The following is a 14,815-nucleotide window of genomic DNA, read 5'->3' as shown; positions in this document are numbered from 1 at the left end:
AAGCTGAAATGGACTCACTTGTCCGGAGAACGACGTGAGCGACGAGAAGAGCAAAACCAGGACAGGGAAATGGGCGTTCCGCCTTGTCGGATTGTGTCTGATCCTGGTGGGCTGTTTCGTCAGGGTCATGGATCCCTATCCGGTGCGAATGACCCGTCTGATCTATTTCGACGTTCTGCAAAGGTCATCTCCGCGAGAGTTCAATCCCGACCTTCCCATACGGGTTGTAGATATTGACGAAGCCTCTCTGGCCAATTGGGGGCAATGGCCCTGGCCCCGGACTCTGGTGGCGCAAATGGTTCAGAATCTGGGTGAATACGGTGCTGCGGCTATTGCATTTGATATGTTGTTCGCTGAGCCTGACCGGTTTTCCCCCGCACGGCTTCTGAACGATCCATCGCTGGAAGGGGTCCTCACAGTTGGACGGCACGCTCAAAAGCTCGATAATGATGTCTTGCTTGGGATGGAAATCGCCTATTTGCCGGTCGTTCTTGGGACTGCCGCACGAATGTCGGCGGAAGGAAACCCCATCACTGCAAAAGCAGGTATCATTGAATTCGGTGAAAATCCCGCCGCGGGTCTAATTTCAGTTCCTCATTGGACGCCAATTGCGCCTCCGTTGGACCGGACCGCGGCAGGTATTGGTGGGGTCAACGTCTCGCCCATCGGCGGAACCGGTATCATGCGCCGCGTGCCGGTTCTTTGGCGCGGGCCGGATGGGCTGTTGCCGGGTCTGTCAATTGAAGCCCTGAGAGTTGCCTTGGGCGAGACCAATATTGTGGCCGAAGGTGCACAGGATGAAACAGGCATCATGTTGGCGGTTGAGGTCGGGGGATACCGGATACCAACAACAGAAAACGGCGAGATTTGGCTGAGATACAGGCGCGATGCGCCCGAGCTGTATATTTCGGCCAACGATATCCTCAAAGGCTCGGATGATGCGGACGTTCGGGCGGAAGTTGAGGGGCGGATCATACTGATCGGAACGTCGGCCGCCGGTTTATTCGATATGCACCAGACGGCGCTTGGCGAGAGCGTTCCCGGCGTTTCAATTCACGCCCAGGTGCTGGAACAGGTCCTGACCAACGAAATGCTAAGCCGCTCGGATGTGACTGCAGCGCAGGAAATGCTTGCCTTCGCCTTTCTCGGGCTTGTCGTGATTGCCGTCATGTCCAGTTTTGGTGCGGTTGCATCTTTCATTGCAGGCGGTGTCGCCGCTGCCGCCGTTCTGATATTGAGTTGGCTGGTCTTTCAAAACCAGTCGGTTTTGTTCGACGCCACATTTCCGCTTATCGGTGGCATGGCTAATTTCGGGCTGCTGGCAGGATATCTTTTCCTGTCTACCGAACGGGAAAAGCGCAAAATCCGAAAAGTCTTTTCTCATTACGTCGCCCCGGAGATCCTTGATGAGATGGAAGCCTCGGGACATCAGCTGCAATTGGGAGGTGAGACGCAGGATATCACAGTGATGTTTTCCGACATCCGGGGTTTTACACCTTTGTCTGAGTCCGCATCTGCCACCGAGCTGGTCTCGCTGCTGAATGCGCTTTTTTCCAGTATCGGCGACCAGATACTGGCTGAACGAGGAACCATCGACAAGTTTATCGGCGACGCTGTTATGGCGTTCTGGAACGCGCCTTTACCTGTCGCTGACCACCCGTGCCGGGCTGCATTAGCCGCGCTGAAGATGCGGCGCGCTTTGGCAGAGTTCAATGCATCCGACATCATGCGAAACCGCCCCCCTATCGCGCTGGCAACGGGGCTTGCGACCGGACAGGCCTGCGTCGGCAATATCGGCTCGCAGAAACGGTTCAACTATACGGTCATCGGTGACGTCGTGAATGTCTCAGCGCGGATCGAACAATGCTGTCGAACGGTCGGCTACGACATCGTCGTTTCAAACGGCGTCCATGAAATCACGCATAGGAATCTGGCCATGTTAGAGGCCGGGCATGTTGATCTGAAAGGCAAAGCCAACCCGGAATCCGTCTTTGTTTTGGTGGGCGATCAGGCCCTGTTGCAAACAGCGGCGTTCCAGGAACTCAGGGTTGCACATGCAGAGCTGATTTTGGCGATCACAAATCGACACCCTAACAGCCTGGTCAATACCTTGTGCCAACAGTGCGAAAATCTGGCTGAAGATATCGAGCCCGGCTTGCGTCAGTTCTACAGGGCGCTGTCCGGTCGTGCCGCTGACTTCCGGTCGAACCTGCCATCCGGGCAATTCATGTTCACACGCCACAATCTTGCATAACCAGTCATGTTTTCCAGCGATTGCCCTCTTTGGGTTACGCTCACACCAGAACAAACTGGTGCAGAACGGGTCGAAAACTGCCGTTACTGTAATCTCTGTCCGTCATTCCCGAAGTAATATGCGCGGCTGGGATCAAACCCGAATTGTACATCGTCACCCGGGGCAATCGCGTGCTGGCCAAACAACCGGACTGTGATTGGCACGTTGCTGGTTTGCAGAATGACATTTGTATCACCACCCAGCTGTTCAACATGTGAAACGGTGCCGGCAATCGGTCCGCCACTTTCCAAGCGGATGTCTTCCGGGCGCAACCCAAGTTCACGCGCATCGCCCGGGGTCAGGCTGTCTGCGGGCAGAAAATTCATGGATGGTGAACCAAGAAATCCGGCGACAAAGCGGTTTGCCGGGTTGTTGTACAGCTCCATCGGGGTGCCGACCTGTTCCACCCGTCCGTCGCGCAGCACCACAATCTTGTCGGCCAGTGTCATCGCTTCTGTCTGATCGTGCGTGACGTAGATCATCGAAGCCGAGAGTTGCCTGTGTAGATTTGCAATCTCAATCCGGGTGTTCATGCGCAAAGCGGCATCAAGATTGGACAGCGGCTCGTCGAACAGAAACAGCTTGGGTTGGCGCACGATGGCGCGACCGATGGCAACACGCTGGCGCTGCCCCCCCGACAGTTCGGATGGGTAGCGGTCAAGGTAGGGCTCCAACCCCAGCATCCGGCTCGCCTCGGCGACGCGCTCGTCGATCACGGTTTTCGGCTGGCGTTCCTGTTTCAGGGCAAGGGTCAGGTTGCCGCGTACATTCAGGTGTGGATAAAGCGCGTAGCTCTGGAACACCATGGCGATGCCGCGTTTCGAGGGCGGGGTCAGATTGACCTGCTCGCCAGCAATTCTGATCTCGCCCGATGTGGCGTCTTCAAGCCCCGCAATAACGCGCAGAAGAGTGGACTTTCCGCATCCGGAAGGGCCGACAAAAACCACAAACTCGCCGTCCTCAACCTCAAGATTGATGTCCTTCAGGACCTCTACATTGCCAAAAGATTTGTGAATGTTTTTCAGTGACAGGGCGGTCATTGGCGGGTCTCCTCAAGAGAAACGGGTTGGCCGGTGCGGATGCTTTGGTCAGCGGCCAGGCAGATTGCAAGGGATTGTACGGCGTCGGACATGTGGCGGGTCAGGTCGATATCCTCGGCGATGGCGCGCAGCATATAGGCTTGTTCAGCATCGCAGAGTTCCTGATGACCGGGCTCATCAGGCATGTCGATAGTCCGGTCGCCCTGCGGCGTGTGAACCAGAAGGCCACCAACCTTGGTATGACCATCGATGTCTGCTGACGCGCCCTTGTTTCCGTCGGTGATCGAAACAGACCCGTTGGGCGAAACGATGTCCTTCACGAAAAACGCGGTTTCGGACATCATCGGACCCCACCCAGCCTCGTACCACCCGACCGAACCGTCGTCGAACACGACCTGGAACTGGCCATAATTGTACATGTCAGGCGCGATTTCATCCGACAGGCGCAGACCCATGCCATGAACGCGAAGGGGTTTTGCGTCGGTGATCTGGCACATCACATCGACATAATGCACACCACAATCCACGATGGGTGACGTGGTCTGCATCAGGGCCTTGTGCGTCTCCCACTCAGGCCCTGAGGATTGTTGATTCAGGTTCAGACGGAACACATAGGGGCCACCCAGAGTGCGAGCCTCGGCGATCAGGCGCATCCAGGATGGGTGGTGGCGCAGGATATAGCCCACCACCAGCTTTCGGTTCAGCCGCGCCGCTGTTTCGACCACACGCCGCGCATCGGCAACATTGGTGGTGAGTGGTTTTTCGACAAACACATGGGCACCCGCCTCCATCGCGGCGCAGGCGTAATCGGCGTGACTGTCCGAGTAGGTCGCGATCACAACCAGATCGGGTTTGGTTTCGGTCAGAGCGGCTTCAAAACTTGAATACACCGAATAGCCCGTCAGATCAGGGTGATCCACGCGGCCGGATCGGTTCACCAGCCCGACAATCTGCGCGTCCGGGTGATGGTGATGTGCCAACGCATGGCTCAGCCCCATGTTCCCAAGGCCTACGATCAGGACGCGGGTCATTTCACCGCTCCTGACGTGATGCCGCGGATAAGCTGTCGCGAGAAGATCACATAGAGGATCAGCACCGGCAGGATCGCCATTGAAAGGGCTGACAGGACCGCGTTCCAGTCTGTCACAAACTGACCGATGAAGACCTGGCTCCCCAGCGTCAGTGTCTTGGTCTCTTCCGCAGGAGCCAGGATCAGCGGGAACCATAGATCGTTCCAGATCGGGATCATGTTGAACACGGCAACCGTTGCCATTGCCGGACGCACCAGCGGCAACACAAGCCGAAAGAAGATTGTGTATTCGCTTAGCCCGTCGATACGGCCCGCATTCTTGAGGTCGTCACTCACCTGTTTCATGAACTCGCTCAGGATGAACACCGCCAAGGGCAGGCCCTGCGCCGTATAGACAAGGATCAGCGCCCACAGGGTGTTCACAAGCCCGGTCGCCACCATCATTTCAAGGATGGCCACAGTGCCGATGCGGATCGGGATCATGATTCCAAGCGCCAAGTACAGACCCATAAGCATGTTGCCCTTGAACCGGTACTCACTCAGCGCATAAGCCGCCATTGCGCCAAACAGCAGGACCAAAGTCAGGGATGCAACCGTCACAATCAGAGAGTTCTGGAAATAAAGGAAGAAATCCCCCTGCTTCATCACTGTCTGATACCCGATCATCGAAAAACTGTCGGCATCAGGCAGCGCCAGCGGTTCGCGAAAGATTGCCTTGCGGGTCTTGAAGCTGTTGATCAGGATCACAAAAACCGGAAACAGAGCGATCAGCGTATAAAAGATCAGAGCACCATGCATCGCGAAGGTGTTTAGCGGGTTGGAGCGGGCCTTGTTCATGTCATCTGCTCCTTACAGCTGGTACCGGCGCATCCGGGTCTGGATGCCGAAAAGGTAGACACAGACACCCAGCAGGATGATTGCAAACATCGCACCAGCGATGGCCGAACCCATATGCGGGTCACCCAATTGCAGCTGGAAGCCAAAGAATGTGCGGTACATGAAGGTGCCAAGAATATCGGTCGAGAAGTCAGGCCCCGCCAAGGCACCCTGTGCAGCATAGATCAGATCGAAGGCGTTGAAATTACCGACAAATGTCAGGATTGAGATGATCCCGATCGAAGGCAGGATAAGCGGCAGCTTGATCTTCCAGAAGGCACTTGTGCCGGTGATGCCATCCACTTCCCCGGCTTCCAGGATTTCCTCAGGGATCGATAGCAAGGCCGCGTAAATCAGCATCATAGGGATACCGACAAACTGCCAGACCGAAATCAGCGCCAGAGTGGTCAGAGCGTATTCCTCCTTCCCCAACCACGGGGCAAAGAGGGATTTCAACCCAACCGCATCCAGCATCGAAGGCGCGATGCCCCAGATGGGCGACAGGATCAGTTTCCATGCAAATCCGACGATCACAAAGCTCAGGATTGTTGGAATGAAGATCGCCGACCGATAGAGCACCGCAAATCGCAGGCGCGGATGGCTGAGCAGCGCTGCCAGCGCGATGCCGATGGGGTTCTGTACCAGCATGTGAATCAGAAAGAACCAGAAATTGTTGCCCAGCGCATTCCAGAACTGTTCCGACCAGATCGGATCGAAAAACAGCGTTTGAAAGTTCTGCAGTCCAACAAAAACGCGGCTCTGGTCGACCTCAGAGTAAAGGGCCAGACGGAGCGTGTTGAACAGGGGAAAGATCATCACCGCTGTGTAGACAAGCACGGCTGGTGCCAGAAACACGACGATATGCCAGCGGATGCGGGGGCGGGTCATGGGAACGCTTTCGATGGAATGCTTGGCGTACCCGGGCAACTCATGCTGCCCGGGTATGGTTCAGCTTACTGATGTGGTGCGTACCACGAGGCGAGGCCCGCCTGTAGTTCTGCACCCAGCTCTTCAGGCGACTTGGCACCTTTGATCGCGGCAACGGATGCGCCCCAGGTCTCGTTCTCGAGGTTTGGTGTGCCGCGGGACAGGATTTGATAAGTCGAGCGGATGGTCGATTCACATTCTTCACGCCAACCGACGATTTCCTTGGCCAGCGGGTCCTGCAACTCGACCGGAGTGCTCGACAGCGGGAAGAAGCCGGGCAGAGCGTTGCCGAAGATTTCAGCAAACTCGGGGCTTGCGACCCAGGTCAGGAATGTTTCAGCGGCTTCAGGATTCTTTGTGGCCGCGTTCATGCCGATGCCAATATCCGTGTGGTCCGAGATATAGCAGGTGTCACCTGCGTTCTGAACCGGCGGCTTGAAAGCGCCCATTTCGAAATCGGCTTGTGCGTTGAAGCCGGAAATCTCCCATGATCCCGCAGGATAGATGGCTGCGCGGCCCAAAGTGAAGATGTTCTGGCTGTCGGGATAGGTCTGTGCTTCGTACCCATCACCCAGATACGCACCCCAACGGGCCAGCGTCGCATAAGGGGCTGTCCAGGCTTCATCGGTCAGCTTCTGTTCGCCTGCGATCAACGCCTGACGACCTTCTTCACCCTTCCAGTAGTTCGGCCCGATGTTGTTGTAGCCCATCGTGGCAGCTTCCCACTGGTCGTTGGTACCCATTGCCATTGGGATGTAAGTGCCGTCTTCCTTGATCTTGTCCAAAGCGGCAAAGAACTCGTCTTCTGTGGTCGGCACTTCGAGGCCCAACTCGGCAAAAGCGTCCTTGTTGTAGATGAAGCCGTGAATAACCGATGCCATCGGCACGCAGAAGCTGGCCGAACCGTCATCCGTCTGCCAGGCAGACTTTGCAACGTCCGAGAAGTTGTTCATCGCCTCGACCGAGGACAGATCGGTCAGGTGACCGGCCTCATAAAGCGCCAGCGAAGCATCGAAGGGGCGGCAGGTAATCAGGTCACCGGCAGACCCCGCATCAAGTTTCGAGTTCAAAACCGCGTTGTATTCTGCCGGGGCAGACGGCGTGAACTGGACTTTGATGCCAGGATGCTTTGCTTCAAAGGCCGGGATGATCTGGTCCTGCCACAGTGTCAGGTCATCGTTACGCCAGCTTTCGATAGTCAGGGTGACGTCCTCGGCATAGGCGGCAGAGGCTAACAGCGTCCCACCAAGCAAGGCCAGTTTCAGGCTATTACGTTTCATTGTACTCTCCCATTTGGTTTGCAGTTATTTATCAGGTGTCAGTGCCGCGCTCAGAACTCCGCCCGCTTCTTTCAGGCGCGCATTGGCTGCCGCCAGTGAAACGCCGCGAGCGGCGATGAGAATGGCGGATTTGGTGTCTCCTTGCGCTTCAGCCAAGGCGTTATGGGCGGTGCCTGCATCAACTCCGGCGATCCGGGCGACGATGCCGGTCGCACGCGCCCGCAGCTTTGCGTTGTCTGCTCGCAGGTTGACCATCATGCCCTCGTGAACATGACCCAACTTGATTGCCATAAGGCTGGACAGCATGTTCAGCGCGATTTTCTGGGCTGTACCGGCGCCCATTCGGGTTGAGCCTGAAATCAGTTCAGGCGGGGTGGCAAGCAGAATCGCGTGATCGCATTGCGCCAACAGCGGGCTGCCCGGGTTGTTGGCTATCCCGATCGTGCTGGCACCCGCGGCACGCGCAAGTCGCGCGGCCTCAAGTGTATAGGGGGTGGTGCCACTGGCAGAGACAGCAATGACCGTATCGTTGCACGTAAGCACGGCCAGCCCGTCGATCAGCCCATCGGTATCGTCCTCGGTTCCACCGGGCATATGCGCGGATTGCGGCAACCCTCCGGCCATCAGGATATGGACTTGGTTTTCATCAATGCCGAAAGTACCGCCCAGTTCCATTGCATCAGCCGCAGCCATCAGCCCCGAAGACCCCGCCGCCGCGTAATACAATGAACCACCTGATGCCAGACTGCGGGCCATGGCGTCGGCACCGTCGCAAATCGCACGCAGGGCGCCCTGTGGGGCACCGGCCGCTTCCTGCTGACCCCTGGACAGGGTCAGCGCCGCCTCTTCCAGCGGTCGGTTGCCCAAATCGTATGCGTCCGGGTGGAGTTGTTCTGTGATGTGTGGCAGCACGTGTTTCTCCTCGTTGCCAGAAAGCATACCTATACAATACCATTTGTCCACTAATTTTTTTTCAGCCGCTATTGGCCTTATTAATCAATGTATTTTTGATCTTTCTGCCCTTATTGGATTTACTTTGGCATTTACATTACAGCATAGGCATTATATAGGTATCATCATGCTTAGGTCGAAAAACAATCCAATCATCGCAGCAGATGGCGGCGGAACGACCTGTCGGATCGCCTATGACGATGGGGAGCAGCGGCTGGTGGTCGAGGTTGGCCCAGCCAACGTTGCCAGCGATTATGACGGTGCGATTGCACGTCTGAAAGACGGCTTGAAAATGCTTGCGACCAAGCTCAGTGTTCAGCCAGACGTCCTGAGACCGGCACCGGCGTATTTTGGACTGGCAGGCGTTACCGGTGATCAGATCGCCCAGCGGGTGGCCTCGGATTTGCCGTTGGACAGTATACTGGTTGAGGATGATCGCCACCCTGCGCTGGCGGGTGCGCATCAGGCAACCGACGGTGCAATCGCCCATTGCGGGACGGGTTCTTTTCTGGCCCTTCAATCGCAAAACGGCCGACGCTTTTCTGGTGGCTGGGGCTCCGTGCTGGGGGATGAGGCTTCTGCTCAGTGGATTGGGCGCAGAGCGCTTTCGGAGACGCTGGATGCATGGGATGGGCTGGTGCCAAAATCCAACCTGACTGAGGCCTTGCTGAACGAATTTGGCAGTACAAGCGGCATTGTCGCTTTCGCGGCTGCGGCCCGACCTCATGAATTCGGCCAAATTGCGCGACAGGTGACAGCGGCAGCAAGGTCAGGGGATGAACGGGCGGTTTCGCTTATGCGCGAAGGCGCCGCGCATCTTTTGCAGGCACTGGAAGCAATGGGTTGGACCCCGGCCATGCCATTATGCCTGACCGGGGGTATTGGCCCACATTACGAGGCGTATCTGCCGGATCGTGCGCGTGGCGCAGTAACAGAACCCAAAGGTGCGCCTATCGACGGAGCCATCGCGTTGGCCCGGGCTTTTCAAGTGGAGCATTCGGCATGAACGCGGCTTCTTTTCTGGCTTCTGACGACTGGCTCGAAAACAGCGGAGGGCCGCGCTATGTCCGGCTGCGCCAGCGGCTGGAAGAAGGCATCGACGCTGGTGTCCTTCCCCCGAATTCCTCATTACCGCCCGAGCGCGAAATCGCCGAGATCACCGGCCTGTCCAGGGTCACCGTGCGCAAGGCCATTCAGGAATTGGTGAAACAGGGCGCAATCGTACAGCGGCAGGGTTCCGGATCTTTCGTGCGGAACGCCGCGCCGAAATTAGAACAATCGCTTTCGCATCTGACTTCGTTCAGTGAGGACATGCGCCTGCGCGGCATGGAGTCAACCTCCAAGTGGTTGGAACGGGGCGTTTTTCTGCCATCACCCGAGGAAACGGCGGTACTCGGGCTGCCCGCTGACGGACAGGTGGCCCGCATTTGCCGCCTGCGAGAAGCTGGCGGGCGCCCCATGGCAGTCGAACGTGCCTCGTTGCCATTGGACATTCTGCCAAACCCACTAGCCGTGCGCGACTCACTCTACGATCTTCTGGAAGAAAACGGCTGCCGACCAGTTCGCGCTATCCAGAAGATTTCCGCCGTTAATCTTGAGGCTGAAGATGCCGCTCTGCTCGGTGTCGCCGAAGGCGCAGCAGGGCTGAGCATCCAGCGGATTTCCCATCTGGAAGGCGGGCGCGTCGCCGAGTTCACAAAATCCAACTATCGCGGCGATGCCTACGACTTCGTGGCTGAGCTGCGACTCACTCCATGATCTGTGATTCCGATGGAAAGGCTGCCCCGATGACCCCGAAAACGACCCTGATGCGTCAGGAAATCGAAGAGATTCCTGTTGCTGTCGAGCGATTACTCAGCAATGGCGGAGATGCCCTGAGCACAGCGACGGACGTCGCCCGGAACGGCGGGCTGAAGTTCATGATTTCGGCGGCGCGTGGCTCTTCGGACCACGCCTGCACATTTCTGAAATACGCAAGCGAACTGCTTCTTGGTTTGCCCATGGCATCCGTCGGCCCGTCAGTCGCGTCCGTGTATGGCGCCGACCTGCATGTGGCCGGGGCGCTTTGCCTTTCTGTTTCACAATCAGGAAAAAGCCCGGATATCGTGCAGCTTACGAAAAGTGCCCGAAAGGCCGGGGCCAGCACGGTGGCAATCACAAATGATCCGTCGTCGCCCCTTGCACTGGCGGCTGAGGCGGCTTTGCCGCTGCACGCGGGTCCTGAGCTTAGTGTAGCGGCGACAAAGACATTCGTGACCTCGCTGGTTGCCGGGCTTTGGCTGCTGGCGGAACTGAAAGGCGACAAAGATCTTCTGGCTGCGCTGCGTGACCTGCCCAAGCACCTTGATGCCGCCACGCGGTGTGACTGGAGCAAAGCGGCGGCTGTCGTCACCCAAAGCTCGCTTTATACGCTTGGCCGCGGACCAAGCGTAGCGATCTCGAACGAGGCTGCGCTGAAATTCAAAGAAACCTGCCAGATCCATGCCGAAAGCTATTCCTCGGCCGAGGTGCTGCACGGCCCGGTCTCGATCGTGGAAGGCGGATTCCCGGTTATTGCCTTTGCCGCCAATGACCCGGCAGAGCCGCTGTTGGCCGAGGTTGCCGACACTCTCGCAGCCAAAGGGGCACAGGTATTTGCTACCAGCCCAAAGGTAACAAAGGCCGAGGTGCTGCCTCATGTCCGCACGGATCACTGGTTGACGGACCCGGTAGCCGCCATCGTGTCCTTTTATTCAATGGTCGAGCAGGTCGCCGTACAACGCGGGATCAACCCGGATGCGCCACGTCACCTGCGAAAAGTGACGGAAACGGTATGAGCGGCCAGGCGATCATCTACCACGGCGGGCTTGTTTACGACGGCACCAGATTGCACGACGGTGCCGCGCTGCGGCTGGAGGCGGGCCGCATCACTGACATAGGCGTTGACGTGAAGACAGACGCTGGCAAGCTTGTCGACCTGCATGGCGATATACTGGCGCCCGGTTATGTTGACCTGCAAGTGAATGGCGGCGGCGGAATGATGTTCAACGCCGCCCCATCTGTCGAAACACTTGCACGCATTGCCAAGGCGCACCGGGCGCTTGGGGCAACCTCGATCCTTCCCACCCTGATCACAGATACCGCAGCCAAGACCCGCGCCGCCATCGAAGCGGTCAAGGCCGCGATTTCTGCGGGTGTTCCGGGGATCGCTGGCCTGCATCTGGAAGGGCCGCATCTTTCGGTGGCTCGGAAAGGTGCCCATGATGCAGCCCTGATCCGCCCCATGGATGACGAGGACCTGACGACGCTTGTCGCGGCTGCGCATGCCCTGCCCGCATTGATGCTGACGGTTGCGCCAGAAAACGTGTCAATTGCGCAGGTGAAAGCGCTGGTCTCAGCAGGCGCCGTTGTTTCGCTGGGCCACAGTGATGCGGATTTTGATACCTGCTTGTCCTATGCCGAAGCCGGTGCGTCCTGCGTCACGCATCTGTTCAACGCAATGAGCCAACTTGGCAATCGATCTCCCGGGCTTGTCGGGGCGGTTCTGACCTCGGGTCGATTAAACGCCGGACTGATCGCAGACGGTATTCATGTTCACCCTGAAGCCATGCGCACAGCCTGGGCCGCCAAGCGGGGCCCAGGCCGGATATTTCTGGTCAGCGATGCGATGGCACCGGCTGGCACAGACCAGCGCATGTTCGAACTGGAAGGCCGCCGCATTTCCCGCAAAGACGGCCGTTTGACACTGTCTGATGGCACTTTAGCGGGGGCTGATTTGGACTTGACCACAGCACTGCGTGTCCTGACCACGCAGGCAGAAGTGCCGTTGGAAGACGCATTGGCTGCCGCAACTCGCATACCCGCCGAAGTGATGGGATTAACCGACGCGGGTCGGCTGGCCATAGGAGAGCAATGCCCGCTGATCCGCATTGCCAGAGATCTGAGCAATGTAGCCGTGCTGGTTTGACCCAGCAATCCAAACGTTTTTTGCGTTGCTCAGAACCAGTGTCATAAGACCTGCGCTGACAAATGCCCGAGTTTCTGCAACCAGTAGCCAATTCACTGAACGGGAACGGATTTCAGATAAGCAGCAATGGCCAATCGGTCTTCATCGCTTAGTTTCGAGGTGTTCTCGATGACTTCGACCATTTCGCCTCCGGCGCTGTCATAATCCGGTGTGAAACCGGATTTCAGATATTCAGCGATGTCAGCCTCGGACCAGTCAAGCTGGGCGGTGGTCAGACCGGGGATGCGCCCCTTGCCATTCGGATTTGGCGCTCCGGTCAGCCAGAGATCCCGCTTCAACCCTCCCAGTCCGTTTCGCGGTGTATGGCATTCCGCGCAGTGCCCCAAAGCTTCCACCAGATACCGCCCCCGGATTTGCTGATCGGTCAAATCACCTTCAACCACCCAGCCCGAGCCCGAAAACAGAAATTTCCACAACCCCAGCCCGCGCCGGATATTGAAAGGGAAACCAACGTCATGCGGGATACTTGCCGCATCAGATGCAGGCAGGGTGTTCAAAAACGCATGAAGCGCCGCGACGTCCTCGACCGTCATCTTGGCATAAGAGGTATAGGGAAAGGCCGGGTAATAATGTTGTCCCTTTGGTCCTGTTCCGTGTTTCAGGGCATTGGCCAGATCCAGCACGGACCATGATCCAATTCCGGTGTCTGGATCACTGGAGATGTTTGGAGCTACAAACGTACCGAAATCCGTTTCAAACCGGCGCCCGCCTGCTAGAACAAGCTTTCCTTCCGCGCGGGCATCCGGGGCCGAGTGGCACGAGGCGCATCCTGCTGAATAGAAGACAGACGCCCCTCTGGTCACGTCGGGGGTCAGACCGGCCAACTGTGCCGGATCAACTCTTTGCGGCCGGGTTAGCAGCAAACCGGCCAACCCGACCATAAGCATGACTAGAACGGCGAAAAGTAGAATGCGCCGCACTGATCAATACTCCTTTAATTTTCTGGTGCTCTGTATGCTTTGTGACAGGCCGAACAGGCTCCGCCAAGTTGGCCCATCGCCCCTTTCAGAGCTTCAACATCCTGACCTGCCGCAGCCTGCATCGCAACAGCGGCATCGGCCAGTGCCTGCCCTTTGGCCCCGACATCTGCGAAGTTTTCCCAAATAGCGGGCAAGGCGCGGGTTGACGGGTCTGACACATTATCCGATCCGGCTGGCCACATCGCGGACTGGTCGATCTGCGACACAACGACAATATTATTTGCGGCTCGCGTAGCCGCTTCGGCATCATATTCTGCCTCTCCCTTGGCCATGGCGCCCAACGTGCCAAGGTTGAAAGCGTAAAGCTGCATAATCGAAGTCCGCGCTTTTACAGCCGGGTTTTCGCTATCCTGAGCAATTGCAGTTCCAACTACGGCCAAGGACAAAAGACCTGCCGCAAAGATCGAAGACTTCTTAATCATGGTGTGGCTCCCTGTTTAATGTGCCATATGATAGCTTGAACGATTTTTCTTGTAATTGTTTGTTATTCGGCCTCTCCTGTTCATTTATGAACAACGACAATTGGGACGATATTCGGTATGCCCTCGCCGTCAGCAAACACGGCTCGTTGAATGCGGCGGCGACAGCCCTGGGCGTTGCACATGCAACCGTCCTGCGCAGAGTTGCCGCCTTCGAACACCGATATGGCTGTGTTGTTTTTCGGAAAGACCCGTCAGGGTATTCAGTACTTCCCGAAGCCAGAACAATTCTGTCCGCCATGGAAAGCGTTGAAGACGCCGTGCTTTCGGTAGAACGCGCCGTTGTGGGCGCAAATCGTTCGCCTGCGGGTCATGTGCGTATCGCGTCCACGGACAGCCTTTGCCAGTTTGTCCTGCCACAGATACTAAACTCAATTTCCGCCCTCTATCCGAGCCTCGAACTGACGATCCTCAGCGGTAACAGTCACCATGATCTGACCAGGTTAACTGCGGATATAGTTGTCCGCCCTTCAGTTCAACTTGGTGAAGGGTTGACCGGAGAGCGCGCAGGAACGTTGTTCTTTGGGGTTTACAGTGACGGTACCCGTGACCAAAAATGGATGCGGCTTGATGGGGCTCTCAGCCGTTCACTCCCGGCCAAATGGTTGGCTGAACATGTTCGCGCCGATGACATGACAAACGGAGCAGACAGTTTTCTGGTGCTTCAGCAGATGGTTGCATCGGGTGCGGGGCGAGCTTTGTTACCTGCTTTTATTGGCGACGCTGATCCCCGGCTTCACAGGTTGAACGACATTGATCCCAGAATCGAGGTTCCACTTTGGGTCGCGACGCTAGAGGAAATCGCACACACGCCAAGATTTGCGGTCGTGCAACGGGCTCTGGTTGAACACCTGCCGCATGCGCTGGCTGGGTGACGTCACAATTGTAGTGTCCTGGTAGGTCGCTTTGCGTTGAAATCTCCTGCAAGCCGTGGCGGGTGCCCTGCACCTGCA

Annotated in this window: 14 protein-coding genes; 6 read left to right on the top strand and 8 right to left on the bottom strand. The window is 57.3% G+C overall.

Features of this window, described 5'->3' with window-relative positions:
• The first annotated feature begins 34 nt into the window (after positions 1-34).
• Positions 35-2,254 carry a CHASE2 domain-containing protein gene (locus ACR3FC_RS19930; protein WP_480478125.1) on the top strand — a complete coding sequence of 740 codons (2,220 nt, stop codon included), beginning with the start codon at positions 35-37 and terminating at the stop codon, positions 2,252-2,254.
• 83 nt (positions 2,255-2,337) lie between these two features.
• Here ACR3FC_RS19930 and ACR3FC_RS19925 read toward each other — a convergent pair whose 3' ends face one another.
• From ACR3FC_RS19925 to ACR3FC_RS19900, 6 genes are all read right to left on the bottom strand, one after another.
• Positions 2,338-3,333 carry an ABC transporter ATP-binding protein gene (locus ACR3FC_RS19925; protein WP_480478123.1) on the bottom strand — a complete coding sequence of 332 codons (996 nt, stop codon included), beginning with the start codon at positions 3,331-3,333 and terminating at the stop codon, positions 2,338-2,340.
• Positions 3,330-4,364 (bottom strand): Gfo/Idh/MocA family protein, encoded by a 1,035-nt coding sequence (locus tag ACR3FC_RS19920; protein ID WP_480478121.1) that lies wholly within the window; start codon positions 4,362-4,364, stop codon positions 3,330-3,332. The genes ACR3FC_RS19925 and ACR3FC_RS19920 overlap by 4 nt, the downstream gene beginning before the upstream one ends.
• Positions 4,361-5,200, bottom strand: a complete 840-nt coding sequence (locus ACR3FC_RS19915; RefSeq protein ID WP_267366204.1) for a carbohydrate ABC transporter permease — start codon at positions 5,198-5,200, stop codon at positions 4,361-4,363. Before ACR3FC_RS19915 ends, ACR3FC_RS19920 begins: the two co-directional genes overlap by 4 nt.
• Before the next feature lie 12 nt (positions 5,201-5,212).
• On the bottom strand, positions 5,213-6,127 hold the full coding sequence (locus ACR3FC_RS19910; protein ID WP_267366203.1) for a carbohydrate ABC transporter permease: 915 nt from the start codon (positions 6,125-6,127) through the stop codon (positions 5,213-5,215).
• A 65-nt stretch (positions 6,128-6,192) separates the two neighbouring features.
• Positions 6,193-7,446 (bottom strand): ABC transporter substrate-binding protein, encoded by a 1,254-nt coding sequence (locus ACR3FC_RS19905; protein ID WP_267366202.1) that lies wholly within the window; start codon positions 7,444-7,446, stop codon positions 6,193-6,195.
• Between the two features lie 24 nt (positions 7,447-7,470).
• Positions 7,471-8,385 (bottom strand): N-acetylmuramic acid 6-phosphate etherase, encoded by a 915-nt coding sequence (locus ACR3FC_RS19900; protein ID WP_480478119.1) that lies wholly within the window; start codon positions 8,383-8,385, stop codon positions 7,471-7,473.
• A gap of 139 nt (positions 8,386-8,524) precedes the next feature.
• Here ACR3FC_RS19900 and ACR3FC_RS19895 point away from each other — a divergent pair, with 139 nt between their 5' ends.
• From ACR3FC_RS19895 to nagA, 4 genes are read left to right on the top strand one after another with little or no spacing between them, the layout of a single operon-like run.
• Positions 8,525-9,403 carry a glucosamine kinase nucleotide-binding domain-containing protein gene (locus tag ACR3FC_RS19895; protein ID WP_480478117.1) on the top strand — a complete coding sequence of 293 codons (879 nt, stop codon included), beginning with the start codon at positions 8,525-8,527 and terminating at the stop codon, positions 9,401-9,403.
• Positions 9,400-10,155, top strand: a complete 756-nt coding sequence (locus ACR3FC_RS19890) for a GntR family transcriptional regulator (RefSeq protein ID WP_480478115.1) — start codon at positions 9,400-9,402, stop codon at positions 10,153-10,155. Before ACR3FC_RS19895 ends, ACR3FC_RS19890 begins: the two co-directional genes overlap by 4 nt.
• A gap of 29 nt (positions 10,156-10,184) precedes the next feature.
• On the top strand, positions 10,185-11,213 hold the full coding sequence (locus tag ACR3FC_RS19885) for an SIS domain-containing protein (RefSeq protein ID WP_480478113.1): 1,029 nt from the start codon (positions 10,185-10,187) through the stop codon (positions 11,211-11,213).
• Positions 11,210-12,343: an N-acetylglucosamine-6-phosphate deacetylase gene (gene nagA / locus ACR3FC_RS19880; protein ID WP_480478111.1), complete on the top strand. Its 1,134-nt coding sequence runs from the start codon at positions 11,210-11,212 to the stop codon at positions 12,341-12,343. Before ACR3FC_RS19885 ends, nagA begins: the two co-directional genes overlap by 4 nt.
• Before the next feature lie 92 nt (positions 12,344-12,435).
• On the opposite strand, the gene ACR3FC_RS19875 is transcribed toward nagA, so the two are convergent.
• A complete protein-coding gene (locus ACR3FC_RS19875) occupies positions 12,436-13,323 on the bottom strand; it encodes a c-type cytochrome (protein ID WP_480478109.1) in 888 nt (295 codons plus the stop codon).
• 14 nt (positions 13,324-13,337) lie between these two features.
• The gene (locus ACR3FC_RS19870) at positions 13,338-13,805 is read right to left on the bottom strand and encodes a c-type cytochrome (protein ID WP_480478107.1); all 468 of its coding nucleotides are present in this window, start codon (positions 13,803-13,805) and stop codon (positions 13,338-13,340) included.
• Between the two features lie 86 nt (positions 13,806-13,891).
• On the opposite strand from ACR3FC_RS19870, the gene ACR3FC_RS19865 reads away from it, so the two are divergent.
• Complete coding sequence (locus ACR3FC_RS19865; protein WP_480478105.1) at positions 13,892-14,737, top strand: LysR family transcriptional regulator; 846 nt, start codon at positions 13,892-13,894, stop codon at positions 14,735-14,737.
• Positions 14,738-14,815: the final 78 nt, after the last annotated feature.

This window comes from Ruegeria sp. AF3 (assembly GCF_056536285.1).
Note: the sequence above shows the minus strand (reverse complement) of the source record. Positions and strands in the feature narration are given on the sequence as shown.